At 60.8% G+C, this 22,115-nt stretch carries 15 protein-coding genes; 12 read left to right on the forward strand and 3 right to left on the reverse strand.

All coding sequences use genetic code 11. The features are described from left to right. Positions 1–304: 304 nt before the first annotated feature. Positions 305–1,909 carry an RNA repair transcriptional activator RtcR gene (gene rtcR, locus IGS60_RS27810; RefSeq protein ID WP_230506846.1) on the reverse strand — a complete coding sequence of 535 codons (1,605 nt, stop codon included), beginning with the start codon at positions 1,907–1,909 and terminating at the stop codon, positions 305–307. Between the two features lie 206 nt (positions 1,910–2,115). On the opposite strand from rtcR, the gene IGS60_RS27815 reads away from it, so the two are divergent. The 5 genes from IGS60_RS27815 (at position 2,116) to IGS60_RS27835 (ending at position 7,706) form a co-directional block, all read left to right on the forward strand. Beyond that, entirely contained in the window at positions 2,116–3,687 is a 1,572-nt protein-coding gene (locus IGS60_RS27815) for an RNA-binding protein (RefSeq protein ID WP_230506847.1), read from the forward strand. A 272-nt stretch (positions 3,688–3,959) separates the two neighbouring features. Further along, on the forward strand, positions 3,960–5,195 hold the full coding sequence (locus tag IGS60_RS27820; protein WP_121668524.1) for an RtcB family protein: 1,236 nt from the start codon (positions 3,960–3,962) through the stop codon (positions 5,193–5,195). 16 nt (positions 5,196–5,211) lie between these two features. Then, complete coding sequence (gene rtcA, locus IGS60_RS27825; protein ID WP_230506848.1) at positions 5,212–6,231, forward strand: RNA 3'-terminal phosphate cyclase; 1,020 nt, start codon at positions 5,212–5,214, stop codon at positions 6,229–6,231. 130 nt (positions 6,232–6,361) lie between these two features. Continuing rightward, entirely contained in the window at positions 6,362–6,847 is a 486-nt protein-coding gene (gene pedF, locus IGS60_RS27830; protein WP_070221748.1) for a cytochrome c-550 PedF, read from the forward strand. Positions 6,848–6,872: 25 nt separating this feature from the next. After that, the gene (locus tag IGS60_RS27835) at positions 6,873–7,706 is read left to right on the forward strand and encodes an ABC transporter substrate-binding protein (protein WP_230506849.1); all 834 of its coding nucleotides are present in this window, start codon (positions 6,873–6,875) and stop codon (positions 7,704–7,706) included. Between the two features lie 55 nt (positions 7,707–7,761). Here IGS60_RS27835 and IGS60_RS27840 read toward each other — a convergent pair whose 3' ends face one another. Further along, positions 7,762–9,900: a TonB-dependent receptor gene (locus IGS60_RS27840; RefSeq protein WP_230506850.1), complete on the reverse strand. Its 2,139-nt coding sequence runs from the start codon at positions 9,898–9,900 to the stop codon at positions 7,762–7,764. A gap of 204 nt (positions 9,901–10,104) precedes the next feature. Here IGS60_RS27840 and IGS60_RS27845 point away from each other — a divergent pair, with 204 nt between their 5' ends. From IGS60_RS27845 to IGS60_RS27875, 7 genes are all read left to right on the forward strand, one after another. Next, a complete protein-coding gene (locus tag IGS60_RS27845) occupies positions 10,105–11,061 on the forward strand; it encodes a beta-propeller fold lactonase family protein (protein ID WP_230506851.1) in 957 nt (318 codons plus the stop codon). A 336-nt stretch (positions 11,062–11,397) separates the two neighbouring features. Further along, complete coding sequence (gene adh, locus IGS60_RS27850) at positions 11,398–12,918, forward strand: aldehyde dehydrogenase (RefSeq protein ID WP_070221751.1); 1,521 nt, start codon at positions 11,398–11,400, stop codon at positions 12,916–12,918. A 55-nt stretch (positions 12,919–12,973) separates the two neighbouring features. Further along, on the forward strand, positions 12,974–13,363 hold the full coding sequence (locus IGS60_RS27855; protein ID WP_070221752.1) for a DUF779 domain-containing protein: 390 nt from the start codon (positions 12,974–12,976) through the stop codon (positions 13,361–13,363). A gap of 49 nt (positions 13,364–13,412) precedes the next feature. Further along, a complete protein-coding gene (locus tag IGS60_RS27860) occupies positions 13,413–15,149 on the forward strand; it encodes a PQQ-dependent methanol/ethanol family dehydrogenase (RefSeq protein ID WP_083287472.1) in 1,737 nt (578 codons plus the stop codon). 287 nt (positions 15,150–15,436) lie between these two features. Then, positions 15,437–16,597, forward strand: coding sequence for a porin (locus tag IGS60_RS27865; protein WP_070221754.1), 1,161 nt, complete (start codon positions 15,437–15,439; stop codon positions 16,595–16,597). A 57-nt stretch (positions 16,598–16,654) separates the two neighbouring features. Continuing rightward, entirely contained in the window at positions 16,655–18,757 is a 2,103-nt protein-coding gene (locus IGS60_RS27870) for a 4Fe-4S binding protein (protein ID WP_230506852.1), read from the forward strand. After that, positions 18,747–19,757, forward strand: coding sequence for an FAD:protein FMN transferase (locus IGS60_RS27875; RefSeq protein ID WP_230506853.1), 1,011 nt, complete (start codon positions 18,747–18,749; stop codon positions 19,755–19,757). The genes IGS60_RS27870 and IGS60_RS27875 overlap by 11 nt, the downstream gene beginning before the upstream one ends. A gap of 1 nt (position 19,758) precedes the next feature. On the opposite strand, the gene IGS60_RS27880 is transcribed toward IGS60_RS27875, so the two are convergent. Further along, on the reverse strand, positions 19,759–21,747 hold the full coding sequence (locus IGS60_RS27880) for a sigma-54-dependent Fis family transcriptional regulator (RefSeq protein WP_230506854.1): 1,989 nt from the start codon (positions 21,745–21,747) through the stop codon (positions 19,759–19,761). Positions 21,748–22,115: the final 368 nt, after the last annotated feature.

A 22,115-nucleotide genomic window follows, 5' to 3' on the forward strand; every position in this document is an offset into this window, starting at 1 on the left:
CAGGACCGTGAAACAACTTTGCGCCGATGATAGTGCTGCAACCAGTGTGAAAGTAGGTTATCGTCAGGCTTGTTATTTGAAGCAACAGCCTTTGGCTGTGGTTTCTTGAGAAAAACCCGATCAGCAATGGTCGGGTTTTTTTTCGTCTGACGGTTTTAGCGTTCGCCCCAAGCGAAGGCTGGGGTCAGACCCCCATCGGCGATAGCACAAGCCCCTGAGTTTGCGGCATGGAGGGTCTGACCCCGGCTGTTCATCAGCTGCCAATGCAACAGACGAAAAAAAGCAGCGCTGTGCGCTGCCTCTGTTATCTAATACTGTCCCATTCCAGGTCAAAGCGAGCCAGGAATTTCTTGAGCCGGTCCGCATCATTCGGTTTCGCCTTTGCCTCGCGCGAAACGGCATACAGCTTGCGGCCCGCATCGGACAGGCTGTTGGATTGTCGGCACACCTGGATGACTGCCTGCAGCTGCAGCGCATCGAACAGATCGAGTTGCGCTGCCGCCTGCTCTCCCATCAGCTCTGCCAGGTCCACTTCCGGACGACCGGTTCGCCCATCATGATGCTGCCACATCCGGTTCAGGCGCCTGATCTCTTCGTCGACCACACTATCCGTGATGCGGCCCGCTTCCGACAGCGTGGCAAGGCGCGTGACTGCGGCGGAGAGGTCGCGGAAATTGCCGCTCCAGCGGGCCGATGGCGAGCTGGCAAAGCGCATGAAGCGCTCGCGCGCCTCCTTGTTGAAGCGCACTCTTTCGCCCGTCTCCGCACCGTACTGCGCCAGCAGGTAGTCCAGGTTCGGCTCAATATCCTCGGCTCGCTGCGCCAGACCTGGTAATTCGTACGTCCACAGGTTGATGCGCGCATACAGGTCTTCGCGGAAGCGGCCGGCCGCCACCTCCTTGCCCAGGTCGCGGTTGGTGCCGGCGATCAGCTGGAAGTCGCTTTGCACCTCCGTATCCGCACCAACAGGAAAGAAGCGTTTTTCTTCGATGGCTTTCAGCAACATCGCCTGTTCATCGAGTCCCAGTTCGCCGATTTCATCGAGAAACAGCAAGCCCTTGTGCGCGCTGCGCAGCAAGCCTGGCCGGTCCGCACCGGCGCCCGTGAATGCCCCCTTGATATGACCGAACAAGGTAGAGGCTGCGCCATCGCCATGCAGGGTGGCGCAATTGAGGTCGATGAATTTGCCGTCGATCTGATGGCGCGATTTTTTCAGTTCATACACGCGGCGCGCAAGAAAGGACTTGCCGGCACCGGTAGGTCCCATCAGCAGCATGGGCGCGCGCGACTTGATGGCGACGCGCTCGATTTCCTCGATCATGCTGTTGAACTTCGCATTGCGCGTGGCGATGCCGGACTTCAGGAAGGCCACGCCCTCGGCCTGTTCGCGCGTAAAACGCTGCGCGATCTGGTCGTAGCGCGACAGATCGAGGTCGATCAGCGCGTAGCTGCCTGGATTGCCGATGGCCTGGCGCTTCGGTGGCGACGTCTGCACGAGGCGGCCGGGAAAATAGCGCGCTTCCGTCATCAGGAACATGCAGATTTGCGCCACGTGGCTGCCGGTGGTGATGTGGATCCAGTACTCCTCCTTGTCCGGATCGAAGGCGTAGCTGTTGGCAAAATCGTAGAGCGCGCCATACACGTCTTCAAAATCCCAGGCATCGCTGATGGGCAGTTCATGGGCGACCAGCCTTGTTTCAGGCGAGACGCTGGCGATGTCCTGCGATACCTGGCGCACCAGGTTATCGAACTGCCTGCCTGCATACAGCAGCTCGAAACGGTCGATGATCTTGTCCTCATGCTGGGTCAGGGCGATGCTGGGGCGCCACTTTTCCCAGCGTGCCGCTCCCCTGCCATTGTCGAGCTGCGTGCCGAGAAAGCCGATGACGACGATACGTTTTGCTTGCATAGTTGGGATAAATATTTATCTTAAAAGATAATTGTATTCCAAATCACCGTGGCAGGGATATTTTCAACGCACAGCTTACGTGAAAATATTATTTAATGAAATCAATGGTTTATGGAAATGTTTGAGGAAATATTGAAAGCTGGCACGGCGTTTGCAATAGAGGAGATACCAACGAGATAAACGTAGAGAGCAGAGAGGAACGAAAAATGGCCAACGCCCAGCTATTCCAGAGCGCACAACAGACCGCGACCGTGCCAGCGGCACTGGCACGCAATGCCGAAGGCGCGCCGGCCTACGCGTTGACGCCCCGGCATCAACTGGCGCAATATGCGGCCACCGGTTGCCTGAACACGACGTTCTATGCCAGCGCCGAAGCGCAGCTGGCGATGGTACTGGAACTGTGCAAGGCGGTCGAACCAGCCTTCATCGCACAAACGGCCGTGTACTGCCGCGAACGGGGCTACATGAAAGACATGCCGGCCTTGCTAGTGGCCGTGCTGGCGGGGCAGGGTGCTGCAGAATTTACGCAGGCCTTCCAGCGTGTGATTAACAACGGCAAGATGCTGCGCAATTTCGTGCAGATCATGCGTTCGGGCGCCGTGGGCCGCAAGTCGCTGGGATCGCGTCCGAAAAAGCTGGTACAGGCATGGTTGAACAACGCATCCGAGCAGGCCTTGCTGGCCGCTGCCGTGGGCAATGCGCCGTCGCTGGCCGACGTGGTGAAAATGGTGCATCCGAAACCGCAGGCAGCGTGGCGGGAGGCATTCTTTGCCTGGCTGATCGGCAAGGAATATACACGCGATGCCTTGCCGCCGGCGCTGGCCGCGTTCGAGGCATACAAGGCCGATCCTTCGCAGCCGATACCGGCAGTGCCGTTCCAGATGCTGACGGCGCTGCCCTTGAGCGCGCAGGATTGGGCGCAGATCGCCCGCCAGGGCAGCTGGCAGATGGTGCGCATGAATCTGAATACCTTTGCCCGCCATGGCGTGTACGCGATTGATGGCATGCCGGAACTGATCGCCGCCAAGCTGCGCGATCCCGAAGCGATCGCCAGCTCGCGCGTGTTTCCCTACCAACTGATGTCGGCGTACATGGCCGCCGGCGACAAGGTACCGCGCATCGTGCATGCAGCGCTGGAGCAGGCGCTGGAAATATCGCTGGCGAACGTGCCGCGGATCGCGGGCAAGGTGGTGGTGTGTCCTGACGTTTCCGGCTCGATGGCCTCGCCCGTTAGCGGTTTTCGCGGCAGCGCCACCTCGAACGTGCGCTGCATCGACGTGGCGGCTCTGGTGGCGGCAGCCATGCTGCGCAAGAATCCGGACGCCGTGGTGCTGCCGTTCGAGCACAACGTGGTGCAGTGCGCACTTGGCGCCGATGACAGCGTAATGGCGAATGCGGCCAGGCTGGCGGCCATCGGCGGTGGCGGCACCAATTGCAGCGCACCCCTGCTGCGCATGAACAGCAGGAAGGAGCTGGCCGACCTGGTGATCTATGTGTCTGATAACGAATCGTGGATCGACGCGAAGCGCAGCGGCGCCACGGCGACGATGGGACAGTGGACGGTTTTCAAGCAGCGCAATCCGCAGGCAAAGCTGGTGTGCATCGATATTTCGCCGCATGCCACGACACAGGCGATGGAGCGCGAGGATATCCTGAATATCGGCGGTTTTTCCGACGACGTCTTCAAGATCATCGCCGCCTTTGCCGTCGGTCAGCTGGACCCGGCCCACTGGGTGGGAGAAATCGCCGCCATCGATATCGCGGCGCCAGCGTGTTGAAGTAAAGCGCACGAATGCGGACAAGACTACATAAGAAACGTCCTGTCCAGGCTTGTCATGCGCCGCAGTACCCCGAATGCCGACAGGATTACATCGATCAGCCGCGTCAAACCGGCCTGCCAGGCACATTGCGCCTGGCAGAAAATCCTGTCCCCCCTTGTCGGGTTGTCGTACTGATGAATGCCGGTGGAACTACATCCAGAGCCGATGCGTCGGCAATGTTTCACCAATCCTTGTCATCACCCCCTATACAATAGAAGAAGAGCATAGCGATGAAAAACGAAGAATACGAAGTTCTGCATACCGAAGGCAGCCGTCCCGTGAAAATGTGGACGCGTGGCGTGCCTGTCGAAGAAGCGGCCAAAAAACAATTGCGCAACACGGCGACCCTGCCGTTCATCTACAAGCATATCGCCGTCATGCCCGACGTCCACCTGGGTAAAGGGTCGACCATCGGCAGCGTGATCCCCACCCTGGGCGCCGTGATTCCGGCAGCCGTGGGCGTCGATATCGGTTGCGGCATGATGGCGGCGAAAACCACGCTGACGGCAAATGATTTGCCCGATAACCTGGGGCCGCTGCGCAGCGCCATCGAGCGCGCCATTCCGCACGGGATGTCGCCGAAGACGCGCGGTCACCGCGGCCGCGACGAGGGTTCCTGGCAGACGCCGCCCTCGGTAGTCGATGCCGCGTGGCTGCAGCTGAAGGATGAATTCGACGCCATCTGCCTGAAAACGCCCAAGCTGAAGAACACGAATAACTATCGTCACCTGGGAACTTTGGGCAGCGGTAACCACTTCGTCGAAGTCTGTCTCGATGAACAGGGTTCTGTATGGTTCATGCTGCATTCTGGTTCGCGCGGCGTGGGCAATGCCATCGGTACGCATTTCATCGAACTGGCCAAGCAGGATATGCGTACCCATTTTATTAACCTGCCCGACCAGGACCTCGCCTATCTGGCCGAAGGCACGCGGCATTACGACGATTACGTGGAAGCGGTGGGCTGGGCCCAGCGTTTCGCGCGCAACAACCGCGAAGTGATGATGCAAAACCTGATCGCGGCCGTGCGCACGGTCATCCATAAGCCGTTCCAGACGCATGTGGAAGCCGTCAACTGCCACCATAACTATGTGCAGAAGGAGCACCACTTCGGCAAGGACGTACTGGTCACGCGCAAGGGCGCCGTCTCGGCCCGCGCCGGCGAACTGGGGATCATTCCCGGTTCCATGGGCGCGAAGAGTTTTATCGTGCGCGGCAAGGGTAATGCGGACAGTTTCCATAGCTGCAGCCACGGTGCGGGACGGACGATGAGCCGTACGGAAGCGAAGCGGCGCTTCAACCTGGACGACCAGATCCGCGCCACGCAAGGCGTGGAATGCCGCAAGGATGAAAACGTGATTGATGAAATTCCAATGGCCTACAAGGATATCGATGCGGTGATGCTGGCACAGCGCGAGCTGGTCGACGTCGTGCATATCCTGAAGCAGGTCGTTTGCGTCAAAGGTTGATAGAAAGAAAGTACAGATGATCGAAATTGATGGAGCGCAAGGTGAAGGCGGCGGACAGATTTTGCGCTCGGCGCTGAGCCTGTCGATGATCACGGGGCAGCCGTTCCGGCTGACGAATATTCGCGCGGGGCGGGACAAGCCCGGCTTGTTGCGCCAGCATTTGCTGGCCGTGCAGGCGTCGGCCGCCATTTGCGGGGCGCGCACGACGCCGGTGGTGCTGCGCGCAGCCAGCCTGGAATTCGTGCCTGGCCCCATACGCGGCGGCGATTACCGCTTTGCCATCGGCAGCGCCGGCAGCTGCACCCTGGTGCTGCAAACCCTGTTGCCCGCCTTGCTGCATGCGGATGGGCCGTCCACCATTCATGTGGCCGGCGGCACGCACAATGCCATGGCGCCGCCCGTGCATTTTTTGCAGCGCGCGTATGGCCGCATCCTGGAACAGATGGGCGCCGAGGTGGAGATTACGCAGCAGCGCTATGGCTTTCATCCCGCAGGTGGTGGCGAGGTGCTGGCCACCGTGCAACCGTGCCAGCGTTTGCGGCCCATTTCACTGCTGCAGCGCGGCGAGCGGAAGGCCGGGTATGCGGAAAGCGTGGTGGCGGGCGTGCATGTGAACGTGGCGCAGCGCGAGCTCGAGCGTGTCGCCGACGGCATGGGCTGGAGCGGCAAGCAGCTGCGTCTCGTCGGCTTGCCGGCGGAGCACGGACCGGGCAACGTCCTGTTGCTGACATTGGAGCATGAGCACGTCACGGAAGTATTTACGTCGTTCGGCGAAAAGCACTTGCTGGCCGAATCCGTGGCCAAGCGCCTGTTGAACGAGGTGCGCGCCTATCTCAAGACGGACGCGGCCGTGGGCGAGCACCTGGCGGACCAGCTCTTGCTGCCCATGGCGCTGGCCGGCGGCGGTAGCTTCAGTTGCAGCAAGGTGTCGCAGCATGCGTTGACGAATGCGGAAGTGATTGCCCGCTTCTTGCCCGTGCGTATCACTTTCGAGCAGCAGGCGCGGGGCAGCATCTGCACGGTGGCCGCCGCCTGACGCGCGCGGTGACACAATCGCTGTTGCAGCTGTTCCAAATTGATACATGGGTGGCCCGATGTGGGGCATATACGCATGGCATGGCATTTGCTCTTCTTGGATATTCACTAAAAAAACCAAGGAGACCAGCATGACCTATTCCATCCGTACCCTGCTCGGCGTGGCCGCCGCCGGCGCCGTTGCCCTCACCTCCCTGCTGACCTTGCCGCATGCCTATGCGCACGGCAATGTCACGCCGCAAGGCGTCGACACCACGGGCTTGCCCAAGGTGGGCGACAAGTGGCTTGAGCAAAACCCGTATCGCGGCAACAAGCTGGCCCTGACGGTGGGCACCTCGGCCTATAACCAGAATTGCGCGCGCTGCCACGGCATCGAAGCCATTTCGGGCGGCATCGCGCCGGACTTGCGCCAGCTGGACCGCGATTGCTTCGGTATCAAGAATGAGACAAAGAAACAGGCGTGCTACAAGGAAACGGATAATTATTTCCTGGCGACCATCCGTCACGGTAAAGTGCGTAATGGTGCCGTGTACATGCCGCCGTTCGAGGGCGTATTCAACCAGGAAGCGATGTGGGCCATCAAGACCTACCTGGAAACCCGCCGCGAGTCTAATTAGGTCGAACTGATAACGAAGGAGTTCCATGCGTTCATTTCAACTCCGTGGCGCGCGCGCGATGCTCTCGCTCGCTTGCATGGCGCTGTGCGCGGCCGCGCCGGCGCGCGCCGATTGGCAGAAAGTGCAGCAGTCGGGCAGCCTGAAAGTGGCTGTGTATAACGAGTTCGCGCCGTTTTCCGACAAGGGCGCGGGCATCGATATCGACATCGCCGAAGCGCTGGCGAAAAAGCTGGGGCTGAAACTGAGCTTGCTGCCCTTTCCCGCCGGCGAAAACCTCAACGACGACTTGCGCAATATGGTGTGGAAGGGACATTACCTCGGCTATGGTCCCGCCGACGTAATGCTGCACGTGCCGGTCGACAAGAAGTTGATGGCGGATAACGACAAGGTCGAGATCTTCGCGCCGTACTACGTGGAAACCGTGCGCCTGGCGCGCAGCGCGCAAGCCGTGCCGCAATTCGATGGCGTCGCCAGCCTCGCAGGCAAGCGTATCGGCGTGGAAAAGGTCTCGATCGCGGCCATGCTGATGCTGGGCGAGGACAATGGCAAGTACCGCGACGACGTGCGTATCTTCGATACGGCCGCCGAAGCCTTGCAGCAATTGCAAGTAGGCAAGCTCGACGCCGTGCTGGCCAACCGATCGGAAATCGAATCGGTGCTGAAAAGCGATCCCGCTTTCCCCATGACTGAAGTGGCGTTCGCCCGCTTGCCGCGTGCCGGCTGGGCCGTGGGCCTGGCCGTCAGCAAGCAACAGCTCGACGTGGCCAAGTTACTGCAGGGGGCCATGAACGAGATGGCGGCCAGCGGTGAATTGAAAGCCATCTTTGAGAAGTATGGCGTGAAGGAAGCGCGGCCCTGATTTAGCTTGCTCTCGTTGAAAAGCCCGCGCATCTTCTGATGCGCGGGCTTTTTAATTAGAAGGAATACATGGCGCTGACGCCTAACAACCAGTTGCGCCCCGGCGCCGCTTCATAGTAGCGCTTGTTGCTGTCGCCGACGATGACGGAGCCCACGTAGGTCTTGTCGAAAAGATTATTCAGGCGGGCAAACTCCTTGAAGCGCCAATTCCCTACGTTTTGTTTGGCGTTGAAGCGCGCATTGAACACCGTGTAGCCGGGCGCCGGTTTTTCGCTGTTGCTGTCTTCCGCGTAGACCTGGTTGCTGGCCACGCTTTCCACTGCCGCGCCGAAACGGTCGAGCGTGTCTTTCCAGGCCAGTTCCGCGAACAGGTTGGCGCTGGGCACGCCCGGCAAGCGGCTGCCTTCGCGCACGCTGCCGAACGCCTGGTCATACACGGCGTGCAGGCTGGTCAGCGCCACTTTTGTCGTGAAACCGTACGGCAAGCTGGAGTCGAGCGACACTTCCATGCCTTGGCGTAAGGTCTTGCCCGCATTGCGGTAGCTGGTGCGCCCGCCGCTGGAACTGTCGACCACCAGTTCATCGTTGGTCTTGATCTGGAACACGGCCGCGTTCACATGCGTGTTGTTCGCGATCCTGGCCTTGATACCCGCTTCCAGGTTGGTGCTGGTGGCCGGTTTCAGCTGGTAATTGAAGCCGCCGCCCGTGCCCGAGTAAAACAGTTCGTTCAGGGTGGGTGCTTCGAAACCGCGCGCGGCGCTGGCGTACACGTTGACGTTGGGCGTCAGTTTATACAGCAGGCCCAGCACGGGTGTCGTGTGGCTGAACTCCAGGCTGCCGCTGTCGTCGCCATTGCCGAGGAAGCGGTCGTTGACCGACACTTTCATCTTGCTGTAGCGCACACCTGCGCTGAGCAGCCATGGCCCGCTTTGCCATTCTGCCTGGATATACGGGTCGAGGCTGGAAACGACATCCTGCTCGTCGCGGCGCAGCTTGCCCTTCACGCCAAACGTGTTGCCGATGTAATTTTCATAGCCGGTGCGGTCATCGCTGGAGCGGCCATAGTCGATGCCGATGGTGGTGCTCAGCTTGCCGCCTGCCAGCTGGTTCACGTGCAGCCAGTTGGTGTCGATGCCGTAGAACTCACGCTGGAAGTCGACCACGCCGCCCGAATGGCTGGCTGGCGCCTGGAAACCCTTGGTAAAAGCCTGGTACTGGATCACGTCGCGGTTGCCGCCGTAGGCCGTCACGTGCAGGCGGTCTTCGCCAAACGATTGTTCATAGGTGGCGCCGATTTGCTGGTGGTCGATGCTCTTGCGCGTGTTGTAGCGTTCGGCCAGGGTGCGTTTCGGGTTTTGCGTGTCCGTCGCATCGATTTCGCCGGCGCGCGGATCGCGGGAAAACGTGGCCCAGGTGGCGCCCAGCGGATCTTGCGTGTTGCCCTGGTGCAGGCTGTTGGCGACGATGGTCAGCTTGCTGTCCGTATTCGGCTTGACCGTGATCTTGCCGAACGCCTGTTCGCGCGTGGCGGCGCTGTGGTCGCGGAAGCCGTCCGTGCGGAAGCGCGAACCGTCGAGCACGTAGCCGATGCCGCCTGCCTGGCCCTGCGCCGACAGGTCCACCTTGCTGGTGCCGAAGCTGCCGCCCGTCACGTTCAGTTCGACGGACGGGGGATTTTGCCCATCCTTGGAAAACAGCTGGATCACGCCGCCCGAATGGTTGCCGTAGATGGCAGAAAACGGCCCGCGCAGCACTTCGATGCGCTCGGCCGTATCGAGGTTGAAGGTGGCAGCCTGGCCTTGCCCGTCGGGCATGCTGGCGGGAATGCCATCGCTGATCAGCTTGACGCCGCGCACGCCGAAGGCCGAGCGGGCGCCGAAGCCGCGCGACGAGATTTGCAAGTCTTGTGCGTAGTTTTGGCGGTTTTGTACGACCAGACCCGGCACGGCGGCCAGCGCTTCCGAGGCATTGACGCGGATTTGGCCCTCCTGGATGCGGGCGCTGTCGACGACGTCGATGGACGCGGGCACTTCCTGGCTGGGGTGGGCGATGCGGCTGCCGCTGATGACCACCGTATCCATGAGTTGCCCGGCGGCCAAGTCAGTGGGCTCGGCGGCAAAGACGTGGGGGGCCAGGGTGGCGCTGCCGGCGACAAACAGGCTGGCGATGGTGTTCAGGCGGAAACGATGCTGCATGCGGATTCTCCAATGTGAATAAAAGCCTGCTTGAGCGCGTGAGCGGCGCAGGTCTGCATAGTTGTATCAAGCAATATGCCTGCCATGTCTCCATTGGTGGGCGGAAATTATACGCGTGTCAGTGGCACGGCGTTTGCATGCAGCAATTATCAGATGCGCCGCTACCGCGCGCTTTTCCTGTGTTTTGCCATTGAAAAGGTGATTATGCCCAACTTCTTCCCGCGCTTGCGCCAGGTGTGCTGGCTGCTGCCTGCGCTCTTCAGCACGGCCCTCCAGGCCGCTCCTTTTGCCTATGTCCCCAATGAAAAATCGGGCACCGTGAGCGTGATCGACACGGCGACCGATCAGGTCGTGCGCCAGATCGCCGCAGGCAAGCGTCCGCGCGGCATTGCCGCCGACCCCACCGGGCGGCAATTGTTTGTCACCGATGCGGCCAGCAGCGCCTTGCTGCTGATCGATAACGAAACAGACGCGCCCGTGCGCACAGTGACGCTGGGCAAGTCGCCCGAAGGCGTGAGCGCCTCGCACGACGGTCGTTACGTGGCCGTGGCCGTCGAGGAAAACAATAGCGTGGCCTTGCTCGATGGCCAGACGGGCGTCGTGCTTGCCGATATCAAGGTGCAGGGACGCAACCCGGAACATGCCGTGTTCAGTCCCGATGGGCGCTGGCTGCTGGTCAGTGCGGAAGAGGCCGAGCAAGTCGATGTCATCGACGTGGCGCAACGCCGCCAGGTCGCGTCCATCGCCGTGGGCTTGCGGCCGCGCGGCATCGGTTTCAGTCCGGATTCTGGTCGCGCCTACGTGGCGTGCGAACTGGTCAATGCTGTCTACGTGATCGATATGACGGCGCGCAAGGCGATTGCCACCATTCCAGCAGGCAAGAATGCCAACGGCATCGTGGTCCATCCCGGCGGCAAGCAAGTGTATGTCTCGAACGGCATCGACGGTACGGTGATGGTGATCGATACGGCCAGCAAGCAGGTGACGGCCACCATTCCCGTCGGCAAGCGCCCGTGGAACATGGCCATCACGCCCGATGGCGCCAAGCTGTACGTGGCCAATGGCCGCTCGAACAGCGTCTCCGTCATCGATACGGCCAGCGCGCGCAAGGTGGCCGATATCGCCGTCGGCGAATTGCCATGGGGCGTGGTGATTCGGTAGCGTTACAGGAACAGGTGTTCCAGTCTGGTACACCTGTTCCATTGTGCAGCGGCGACGGGCCGCAGCAGCAGGGCTGGCCCGGATTGGAACAGGATGCCTTCACCTTGTTCAAAACGCAAACAGGCTCGCTCCCGCGGCTCAAGCCCGGGCATGCGCCGAAAAGCGCACCGGTATTGAAGCCGCGCCCTTGTAACAGGGGTAAAAGCGGCTAAGTTTGTAGTGGGATGGCGAGCTGGCACGGCATTTGCGGAAGACTGCGTGTACTCACCCCATCTGTACCAGGACGTTTGATTTTAATTAAGTAACTCCATTCTAATTAACCCGATAGAGGACGACATGAATCTCGCAGACATCAGCAAACTGGGCGTAGCCAATCCCTTCAAACAACGCTATGACAATTACATCGGCGGCAAATTCGTTGCACCAGTAAAAGGTGAATACTTTCCTAACATTACGCCGATCACGGGCTTGCCGTTTTGCGAAATCGCCCGTTCCACGACGGAAGACGTCGAGCTGGCGCTGGATGCCGCGCATGCCGCCAAGGAGGCCTGGGGCAAGACTTCGCCTGCCGAGCGCGCCAACATCCTGAACCGCATCGCCGACCGCATCGAACAGAACCTGAGCTTGATCGCCACGGCGGAAACGATCGATAACGGCAAGCCGATCCGCGAAACGATGAACGCGGACATTCCGCTGGCCATCGACCATTTCCGTTACTTCGCCGGCTGCATCCGCGCGCAGGAAGGTTCCGTCGCGCAAATCGATGCGGAAACCTATGCCTACCACTACCACGAGCCGCTGGGCGTCGTGGGCCAGATTATTCCGTGGAATTTCCCGATTCTGATGGCCGTGTGGAAACTGGCGCCAGCCCTGGCCGCCGGCAATTGCGTCGTCCTGAAACCGGCAGAGCAAACCCCCGCTTCCATCATGGTGTTGATCGAGCTGATCGGCGACCTGCTGCCACCGGGCGTGTTGAACATCATCAACGGTTTCGGCCTGGAAGCGGGCAAGCCGCTGGCCTCGAGCAAGCGCATCGCCAAGATTGCCTTCACGGGCGAAACGGGCACGGGCCGCCTGATCATGGGCTACGCGGCGCAAAACCTGATTCCCGTCACCCTGGAGCTGGGCGGCAAATCGCCGAACATCTTCTTTGAAGACGTGATGGATGCGGACGACGAATATTTCGACAAGTGCCTGGAAGGCTTTGCGATGTTTGCGCTGAATCAAGGCGAAGTGTGCACCTGCCCATCGCGCGTGCTGATCCAGGAATCGATCTACGAGAAATTCATCGAACGGGCCCTGAAGCGCGTGGCCGCCATCAAGCAGGGCAATCCGCTCGACTCGTCCACCATGATCGGCGCCCAAGCGTCGCAGGAGCAGCTGGAAAAAATCCTGTCCTACCTCGACATCGGCCGCCAGGAAGGTGCCGAAGTGCTGGCTGGCGGCGAGCGCAACACGCAGGCGGGCGACCTGGAAGGCGGCTATTACGTGCGTCCGACCGTGTTCAAGGGGCACAACAAGATGCGTATCTTCCAGGAAGAAATTTTTGGACCGGTCGTGTCCGTGACCACCTTCAAGGATGAAGCTGAAGCGCTGGCGATTGCCAACGATACCTTGTACGGCTTGGGCGCTGGCTTGTGGACGCGTGACGGTTCGCGTGCCTTCCGCATGGGCCGCGCCATCCAGGCGGGCCGCGTGTGGACCAATTGCTACCACCTGTATCCGGCCCACGCCGCTTTCGGCGGCTACAAGCAATCGGGTATCGGCCGCGAAAACCACAAGATGATGCTCGACCACTACCAGCAAACGAAGAACTTGCTGGTGAGCTATAGCCCGAAAGCGCTGGGCTTCTTCTAAACCGGCAACAGGCGCCGCGCCCGTAGTCCAGGCGCGGCGCGCAGAAAGGGATGCCATGAGTGCAGCAATTGCCAGGGTGGTCGCCACCGATGCGGCGCTGGAAATGATGGACAAGTTGCGCCAGCGTCACGGCCCGCTGATGTTTTTCCAGTCGGGCGGCTGCTGCGACGGCAGTGCGCCCATGTGCTACGCGCTGGGCGAGTTCGATGTCAGCGATACCGATATCTATCTCGGCAATTTGAATGGCGCACCGTTCTACATGGGACTCGAGCAATTCGAGTACTGGGAGCATACCCAGTTGATTATCGATGTGGTCGATGGCAATGGCGGAATGTTTTCACTCGACAACGGCACGGGCAAGCGCTTTTTGACGCGCTCGCGCCTGTTCACCGATGAAGAGTGCGCCTTGCTGCATGCGCAGCCGCACGACCACGGCAGCACCTGATACATACACATACTAATAACAGAGGGAGATGATTGTGCAGAAAAAAATCATGGGGATACTCATCGGTTTGGGTGTGGCATCGCTGGCCCAGGCGGCCGATGTGGGCAATGTCACCACCGCCATGCTCGACAGCACGGCGAAGAATCCGTCCAGCGTGCTGTCGTTCGGCATGGGCACGCAGGGCCAGCGCTATTCGCCGTTGACGCAGATCAATGACAAGACCGTGGCCAAGCTGGTGCCGGCCTGGTCGTTCTCGTTTGGCGGCGAAAAACAGCGGGGCCAGGAATCGCAGCCGTTGATTCATAACGGCAAGATGTTCGTCACGGCATCGTATTCGCGTATCTTTGCCGTCGACCTGAAAACGGGCGCCAAGCTGTGGAAATATGAGCATCGCTTGCCGGACGGCATCATGCCCTGCTGCGACGTGGTCAACCGCGGTGCCGCCCTGTACGGCAACCTGGTGATCTTCGGCACGCTCGACGCCTACCTGGTGGCGCTGGACCAGAATACGGGCAAGATCGTCTGGAAGGAGAAAGTTGACGATTACGCGGCCGGCTACTCGATGACGGCGGCGCCACTGATCGCCGAAGGCTTGCTGCTGACGGGTGTGTCGGGCGGCGAATTCGGCATCGTCGGCCGGGTAGAGGCGCGCAACCCCATGACGGGCGACCTCGTGTGGAGCCGTCCGACGGTGGAAGGCCATATGGGCCACCGCTACGACAAGGATGGCAAGGCCATCGATAACGGCGTGTCCGGTACCGTGAACAAGACCTGGCCGGGCGACCTGTGGAAAACGGGCGGCGCCTCGACGTGGATGGGCGGCACCTACGATCCGCAGACCAAGTTGGCGTATTTCGGCACCGGCAACCCGGCGCCGTGGAACAGCCATCTGCGTCCCGGCGACAATCTGTACTCGTCGTCCACCGTGGCGCTGGACGTGAAAACGGGGCAGATCAAGTGGGCTTATCAGAATACGCCAAACGATGCCTGGGATTTCGACGGCGCCAACGAGTTCGTCACCTTCGACATGGATGGCAAGCGCTATGGCGGCAAGGCCGACCGCAACGGTTTCTTCTACGTCATCGATGCGGCCAACGGCAAGCTGCAGAATGCCTTTCCGTTCGTCAAGAAAATCACCTGGGCCAGCAGCATCGACCTGAAGACGGGCCGGCCGAACTATATCGCCGCCGGCCGCCCTGGCGACCCGACCAAGGGAGAAGAAGGCAAGAAGGGCACGACCGTGTTTGCCGCGCCGGCTTTCCTGGGGGCAAAAAACCAGATGCCGATGGCGTACTCGCCGCAAACCAAGCTGTTCTACGTTCCCGCGAACGAATGGGGCATGGACATCTGGAACGAGCCGATCAGCTACAAGAAGGGCGGCGCCTTCCTCGGCGCCGGCTTTACCATCAAGCCCTTGTTTGACGACTACATCGGCGCCATGCGCGCCATCGATCCGAAGACGGGCAAGATCGTCTGGGAAATCAAGAACAACGCGCCGCTGTGGGGCGGCGTGATGAGCACGGCCGGTAATCTGGTGTTCTACGGCACGCCGGAAGGCTTCCTGAAAGCCGTCGACGCGAAGACGGGCAAGGAACTGTGGAAATTCCAGACGGGTTCCGGCGTCGTGGCGCCGCCCGTCACCTGGCAGGATGGCGACACGCAATACGTGGCCGTCGTCTCTGGCTGGGGCGGCGCCGTGCCGCTGTGGGGCGGCGAGGTGGCGAAGAAGGTCAACTTCCTGGAACAGGGCGGTTCCGTGTGGGTCTTCAAGCTGGCGTCGAAGTAACGGGGTGAAGCGTCCGGGCCACACGGATGGGTGTCTCCCTGTCCGCCGGGTGCTTTCTTTTTGCTGACGGCCCAGGCCGTCAGTTTTTTGTTTACGCAGGCGTTCGATCAATGTGCCGGCGGTCAAAAAAGGAACACCGTGCGGGGCGATTGATCCGCTGCTGCACACGTCAAACACGTCATTTCTCTTTCTCCCTGTGAGCCGTGCTGGGCACGCTTATTGCCAAAGCTTGAGGTACATCAATCACTGATGTGCACACTAAAAACAGAGAAGAAAGAGGAGACGCAATGAACACATTGAGCAAGCTGGGGAGCGTGGGTGTCATGACAATCGCAGCGGTGGGGCAGGCGCAAGCCGTCGACATCAAGGCGGGCGACTGGACCGTGTCGGTGGGCGGCATCGTCAACGCCTATTACACGCAAGTGTCGTGTTCGGGCGATGCCGTGGGCGGGCTGGCGCTGGGAGGCCAGGCGCTCGGTTGCGGCGGCGAAAAGGACCGCACCACCATCGGCAACGGCTTGCTGCCGAATGGCTTGATTACCTCGGCTTCGTCGCGCCTGGGCGAGTACGACGTGAAAGCCTTGATCGGCATCTATAACTCGACAGCCACGGACAGTGCCATCAGCCAGAACAGCGTGGTCGACGTGCGCCAGGCCTTCTTTACGTTTGGCAATGAACAGATGGGCACCTTCAAGCTGGGCCGCGACTACGGCATCTTCGGCGCGAATGCGATCCTGTCCGACATGACCTTGTTGGGCTCGGGCGCGCCCGTCCAGGCGACGCAGCGGGGCCGCGTGACCCTGGGCCATATCGGCGCCGGCTATACCTATCTGGGCAACTATGGCCAGATCATGTACAGCACGCCGAAGTCCAGCGGTTTTGGCGCCGATGTGGCGCTGGTCAGCCCCGTTTCCGATACGCCCATCGTGGCAGGTTCGACCTATTCTTCGAAGTCCAGCCCGCAAGTGCAGGCGCAGCTGACGTATGCGCAGGAGGGCTTGAAAGCCTGGCTCGGCGTGAAGTCGCAAAAATTCACATCGAAAACGCCTGGCGTCGATGACCTGACCATGCGCGGCGTGGAAGTGGGCGGCTCGTACCAGATGGGACCGGCTGGCGTGCTGCTCAATTTCCAGGGCGGCAAGGGATTGGGCATTCTCTCCGATGCGGACCAGGGCGATACCAAATCGAAGAACTGGCTGCTGCAAGGCACGTATAAAACGACGGACAAGCTGAAGCTGGGCTTGTCCTACGGCATCAGCAAGAACGACGACAACACGGCCGGCACGGGCGGTTTGAAGTCGAACGCCAACCTGACCCTCGGTGCGTATTACTCGCTCAACAGTGCGATCACCCTCGTGGGGGAGCTGGGCCAGACGCGCTCGAAAGGCTTTACGGGCGGCGAAGCGAAGATGAATGGCGTATCCCTGGGCGGCATTATTTTCTTCTAACCAATGAATGCGGCGCCGGAAGCTGCGGCGCCGCACGGAGTGCAATGCATGCGGATAATGCGGTTATTCATCGGATGCTGGCTATTCCTGTTTATCCTGGGACAGGCGTGGGCCGGCGTACTCACCAAGGCCGAGCTGGCGCGGCGCTTCCCTGCGCCCCTCGTCGTCGGCGACAAGGAAGCCGAGCTGCCCGTCTGGCCCCTGTTCAAGCAAAACGCCACGGCAACGGAACTGGTCGGCTATGTCTTCGAGTCGGTGGACCTGGCGCCGATTCCCGGCTTTTCCGGCGTTCCCGTCAATTTATTGATCGCCATCAATCCGCAGGGTAGTTTTCTCGACGTGGCCGTGCTGTCGCAGCACGAACCCGTGTTTCTCGATGGCCTAGGTGAAGCGCCGCTGTTCCAGTTCGTCAAACAGTACCAGGGCCTGTCGTTGAAACAGAATATCGCCATCGATGCCAGGAAGAAGCGCGCCGCCGATGCCACGCACGCTGATATCGACGGCGTGTCGAAGGCGACGGCTTCCGTGCGCATCATCAACCAGAGCGTGCTGGCCTCGGCCTTGAAAGTGTCGCGCAAGAAACTCGGCTTCGCGCAGGGGCGCGATCCGGACCAGATCGCCCGCATCCGCATGGACGTGTTCGAGAAACTCAGCGTGGCAAAGATGCTTGAGCAAGGCTTGATCCAGCATGTGCGCCTGAGCAACAAGGACGTCGAAACCCTGTTTGCGGGCAGTCCCGGCGCGGGACTTGATGCGGAAGCGACGCGCGCGCCGGACGGCCTGTTCGTCGACCTGTATCTGGCCTATGTCTCCGTGCCCACGGTGGGACGCAATCTGTTGACGGAACGCAGTTGGAACAAGCTGCGCAACCGGCTCGACGAGGGCGACCACGCCATCCTCGTCATGTCGCGCGGGCGCTACAGCGTGCTGGGTGACGATTTCGTGCGCGGCACCGTGCCGGACCGGTTGTTGCTGAAGCAGGATGGCTTGCCCATCGACATGCGCGACCTGGACTTGGAATTGAGCTTGTCGGAGGCGGGACCGTTACCGACTGAAAATATCGCCGTATTGCGCGTCATCAGCCAGGCGGGGCTTGATGCGGCCAGCCCTCTGGCATTTGCTCTCCCCATCACGCGCAGCAAGGGCATCGTGTATCCGGAGCGCATCGCGCGCAACGTCGATTTCAGCTACCGTCTGCCGGCCGGGTTTTATACAGCGCCGCAAGGCGACGATGCCGGCTGGCGCGGCACGTGGAAGGCGCGCCGGGCTGAACTGTTGATCTTGCTGGCCGGGCTGGCGCTGCTTGCCGGCGCATTGGCATGGCAGAAACGCCTGGTGCGTAATGGCCGGCAATTTGCATGGTTCCGCCGCCTGTTCCTGCTGTTTACCATCGGCTTCATCGGCTATTACGCCCAGGGGCAATTGTCGATCGTCAACATCACAGGGGTGATCCAGGCGCTGCTGGCGGGGCGCAGCCTGGGCTTTTTCCTGTTCGATCCGATGACGGTGATTCTCTGGGCTTTCGTTCTGCTCAGCCTGTTCATTTGGGGCCGCGGCACGTTTTGCGGCTGGCTGTGTCCGTTTGGCGCCCTGCAGGAATTCACGGGCAAGCTGGGCCAGTGGCTGCGCTTGCCGCAGTGGAAGATCAAGCCGCGCCTCGATGGGCGCTTGAAATGGATCAAGTATGGCTTGCTGGCGGCCATTCTGGCCAGCAGCATGTTTTCCAGCCAGATCACGGACAAGCTGGTGGAACTGGAACCGTTCAAGACGGCCATTACCCTGAACTTCGTGCGCGCCTGGCCCTTCGTCGCGTATGCCGTGGGCTTGCTGTTGTTCAGTAGTGTTTCCTATAAATTCTTTTGCCGCTACCTGTGTCCGTTTGGCGCGGCGCTGGCGTTGCTGGGACGCTTTCGCCTGTTCAACTGGATTCCGCGCCGCAAGGAATGCGGCACGCCATGCCAGACTTGCCGCCACCGTTGCGAGTATCACGCCATCGCGCCGAGCGGCAAAGTCGATTATGGCGAATGTTTCCAGTGCATGGATTGCGTGGTGATCTATGCCAGCGATGAAAAATGCGCGCCTTTGATGCTGGAAATCAAGCGCACCCGTACCATTCCCATCGTCCGGGCCACGGCAGAGGAGAGCAGCAATGCAGCGTAGAACCTTTATTTCCGCAGCGATTGGCAGCGTGGCCGGCATGGCGGGCGTTATCTTGCCTGGCAGTATGGCGCGCGGCACGGCTACGGCCTCCGGCGTGCGCCCTTATCAAGGTGCCGCCCTGGCGTTTGGCACGACAATCGCCGTTACCGTGTTGCATCACGACCAGCGCCAGGCCGAGCTGGCCATCGAAGATGCCTTGCATGCGGCCAGGAGTGTCGACCGCCTGATGAGCATTTACAGTCCTGTCAGCCAAGTCTTCCAGCTGAACCGCGATGGCCGCCTGGCCCGGCCGGACGCGCACCTGCTGGCGGTGCTGGCGCAGGCGCGAGCCTTGTCGCAATGGAGCGACGGGGCGTTTGATATCACCGTGCAACCCTTATGGCAGCTGTTTCGCGCGGCGGCAGATCAGGCCAGCTTGCCTGTAGAAACATTGCGCCACGGAGCGCAGGCGCGGGTCGGCTGGCGGCAACTGGCGTGGGATCGCCGCGAAGTGCGTTTTCTTCAGCCCGGCATGGCGCTGACCTTGAATGGCCTGGCGCAAGGCTATGCGGCCGATATGGCGCTGGCGGCTGTGCAGGCGCGCGGCGTGCGGCACGCACTGCTTGACACGGGAGAGTTCGTCGCGCGCGGGCAGCGTGCCGTGCGCCGTCCCTGGACCCTGGGCATCCGGGATCCGCGCGACGGGGAAATCCTGGCCGCCACCTTGAAAGTGGCAGGGCGCAGCGTGGCCACGTCGGGCGATTACGAATGCGCGTTCACGCCTGACTTCGCGCATCACCACATCTTCGACCCTGCGAAAGGCGATTCGCCGCGCGAACTGGCCAGCGTGACCGTGCTGGCGCCCACGGGCTTGCTGGCCGATGGCTTGTCGACGACCTTCATGGTGACGGGGGCGGCGCGTGCGCATGCGATGGCCGCGCGCATGGACGGAGTCGACCTGATGACCATCGACAAGCAGGGCCGGCGCAAGATGTCGCCGGGCTTTCCCCGTCTACTCTAGGCTATTTCAGGTGCGGCACCTTGCGATAGATCGTGTTGCGCGACACGCCCAAGGCACGCGCCGTGGCCGAGACGTTACCGCCGTGGGCATCGAGTGACTTGAGGATCACGCTTTGCTCCATCTCTTCCAAATTGGCGCCGGCCGCGATCATGCGGTCCGTGCTGGCGCTGGCGGCAGTCGCTTGCGTCATCTCAATATCGTCGAGGAAATCATCGGGCATGTGGCGCAAACAGATTTCATGCTCGTCGCCGGCCATGACGATGGCTGTGCGCAACAGGTTCGTCAACTGACGGAAGTTGCCTGGCCACTTATGCTGGTGGAACAGGCGCAGGATATCCGGTGCCACCGTGTAACGCGTATCGGGCGCTTCCGTCGCGAGGATTTTCTTCACCACGGTATCGAGGTCCGTGCGCTCGCGCAGGGGCGGCAGTTTGACCACCAGGCCATTCAATCGGTAATACAAGTCTTCGCGAAATAAACCCTTGGCCATGCGTTCGCGCAAGTTGTGATTTGTGGCGCAAATGAGTTCCACATTGACGGTGATCGATTTGCTGCTGCCCAGCGGCGTGACCATGCGTTCCTGCAGCACGCGCAACAGACGTGCCTGCAAGCCGAAGGGCATGTCGCCGATTTCGTCGAGGAACAGGGTACCGCCATTGGCTTGCAGGATCTTGCCGATCGCCCCTTTCTTGCGCGCGCCCGTAAACGCCCCGTCTTCATAGCCGAACAGTTCGGATTCGATCAGGGTTTCCGGGATGGAGGCGCAATTGACGGCAATAAACGGTCCCATGGCCCGTGGCGAGTCGTTGTGGATGGCTTGCGCCAGCAATTCCTTGCCCGTGCCTGTTTCGCCCATGACGAGGATGGGAATATCGCGCCCCAATACCTTGTTGACCTTTTCGATCACCAGTTCCAGCTGCGGATCGCCCGTGCGCAGGTAGCGCAGGCCAGACAGGCGGCGCGCCGCATTGGCCGCATGGCTGGGCGGTGCAGGGATCGCCGCCGGCACCGCGTTGATGTCGCTGTGATCGGTGCTGGTAGTAAAGCCGTGCTGGAAGACGCTATTGGACAGGCGCAACTGCGCGCGCCCATACACGCGCACGCCGCTGTGCATGCACAGGTTCAGCAAACCGGGTGAGGCCGTGCGGTAATGCTCGTACAGGGCGGACACTGGCAAGCCGAACAGGGAGCTGAACGTGTGCGATTGTAGTGCGGCAAATGACAGGCCCAACTGGAACAAGCCATTCTTATTGGCCGATAAGAACCGGCCGCCCGGCGTGAACGAGGCGATGCCTTCCATCAATGTGCCGATGAATTCGGGGCGCGCGTGGAAGTGCACGGTGATGGCGTCTTCGAAGGTGGCGGAAAACAGCTGATTTTCGATCATCAGGGCCGACATGCGCACGAGGGCCATCGTATGCTTGTGAAAACTGCGCTGGTCGCTCGAGACGTCCAGCACGCCGATGACATTGCCCCGGTGGTCGGTAATCGGTGCTGCAGAACAAGTCAGAAAGTGATTGGCAGCCAGGTAATGCTGGTCCGCATGGACCAGAGTCGGTACTTTTTCCGTGATGGCCGTGCCGATGGCATTCGTGCCGCGGCTTTGTTCCGACCACGCCACGCCCGGCTGCAGGGCGACGCGGTTTGCTTTCTCCAGGAAATCATCGTCGCCCAGCGAATGCACGATTACGCCATTGGCATCCGTCAAGATCACCATATTGTGCGTGTTGACGATTTGCTGGTACAGGGTTTCCATCGCGGGTAGCGCGTGCGTGTGCAGCATGCGGTTTTGCTCGATCAGCAAGGACAGGTCGGATTTGCCGGCTGGCGTAAAGTCAGGCGTGGCCGTGGGCGACAGGCCAAAAGCGACGGAACGCTGATGGGACGTTTCGATGATGACGGGGACGTTGTCCTGTCCTGCCGGCAAAGTGTTCGCGTCCGCGATGGACGAAAACGGTGCGCTACGGTAAGTAGCTGACGGTTGATACATGATCTCGTTGCCTCCGTTGGGCCCTGTACTGCGGCGCTCTTTTGAATATCGAGAGTGTTCCATAATGTAGCACCTGTCACAAATGGGAGCAAAGCAAAGCGAGCCGGGCTGTCCCCAGTGTTGCTGCCAGGCCCAGAGTTGCTCTCATCAGTGGACAGTGCATAGGGCTGTATAAGCAAGTGCGGTGCCAGGGCCGTTTCACGAAGCGGGAAAATAGCGCTTGCGGGCCGCGCGGCGCAGGGCTATAATTCGCCCCCTCGCTGAACGACGCATGCAAATGCCGAGTAAAGCAGGGTGAAAAAAGAAGGTTGACGAATGAGCCGAAACGCTTCATACTCTTCCTTCTTCGCAGCTGACAAACACAACGC

Source organism: Janthinobacterium sp. FW305-128, assembly GCF_020858135.1.
In the GTDB taxonomy this organism is placed as follows: Bacteria; Pseudomonadota; Gammaproteobacteria; order Burkholderiales; family Burkholderiaceae_D; genus Janthinobacterium.

Coding starts and splice junctions, on each gene's coding strand:
- IGS60_RS27880 (WP_230506854.1), bottom strand. CDS start 21,747: ATGTATCAACCGTCAGCTACTTACCGTAGCGCACCGTTTTCGTCCATC.
- adh (WP_070221751.1), top strand. CDS start 11,398: ATGAATCTCGCAGACATCAGCAAACTGGGCGTAGCCAATCCCTTCAAA.
- pedF (WP_070221748.1), top strand. CDS start 6,362: ATGACCTATTCCATCCGTACCCTGCTCGGCGTGGCCGCCGCCGGCGCC.
- rtcR (WP_230506846.1), bottom strand. CDS start 1,909: ATGCAAGCAAAACGTATCGTCGTCATCGGCTTTCTCGGCACGCAGCTC.
- IGS60_RS27860 (WP_083287472.1), top strand. CDS start 13,413: ATGGGGATACTCATCGGTTTGGGTGTGGCATCGCTGGCCCAGGCGGCC.
- IGS60_RS27865 (WP_070221754.1), top strand. CDS start 15,437: ATGAACACATTGAGCAAGCTGGGGAGCGTGGGTGTCATGACAATCGCA.
- IGS60_RS27820 (WP_121668524.1), top strand. CDS start 3,960: ATGAAAAACGAAGAATACGAAGTTCTGCATACCGAAGGCAGCCGTCCC.
- IGS60_RS27845 (WP_230506851.1), top strand. CDS start 10,105: ATGCCCAACTTCTTCCCGCGCTTGCGCCAGGTGTGCTGGCTGCTGCCT.
- rtcA (WP_230506848.1), top strand. CDS start 5,212: ATGATCGAAATTGATGGAGCGCAAGGTGAAGGCGGCGGACAGATTTTG.
- IGS60_RS27870 (WP_230506852.1), top strand. CDS start 16,655: ATGCGGTTATTCATCGGATGCTGGCTATTCCTGTTTATCCTGGGACAG.
- IGS60_RS27835 (WP_230506849.1), top strand. CDS start 6,873: ATGCGTTCATTTCAACTCCGTGGCGCGCGCGCGATGCTCTCGCTCGCT.
- IGS60_RS27840 (WP_230506850.1), bottom strand. CDS start 9,900: ATGCAGCATCGTTTCCGCCTGAACACCATCGCCAGCCTGTTTGTCGCC.
- IGS60_RS27875 (WP_230506853.1), top strand. CDS start 18,747: ATGCAGCGTAGAACCTTTATTTCCGCAGCGATTGGCAGCGTGGCCGGC.
- IGS60_RS27855 (WP_070221752.1), top strand. CDS start 12,974: ATGAGTGCAGCAATTGCCAGGGTGGTCGCCACCGATGCGGCGCTGGAA.
- IGS60_RS27815 (WP_230506847.1), top strand. CDS start 2,116: ATGGCCAACGCCCAGCTATTCCAGAGCGCACAACAGACCGCGACCGTG.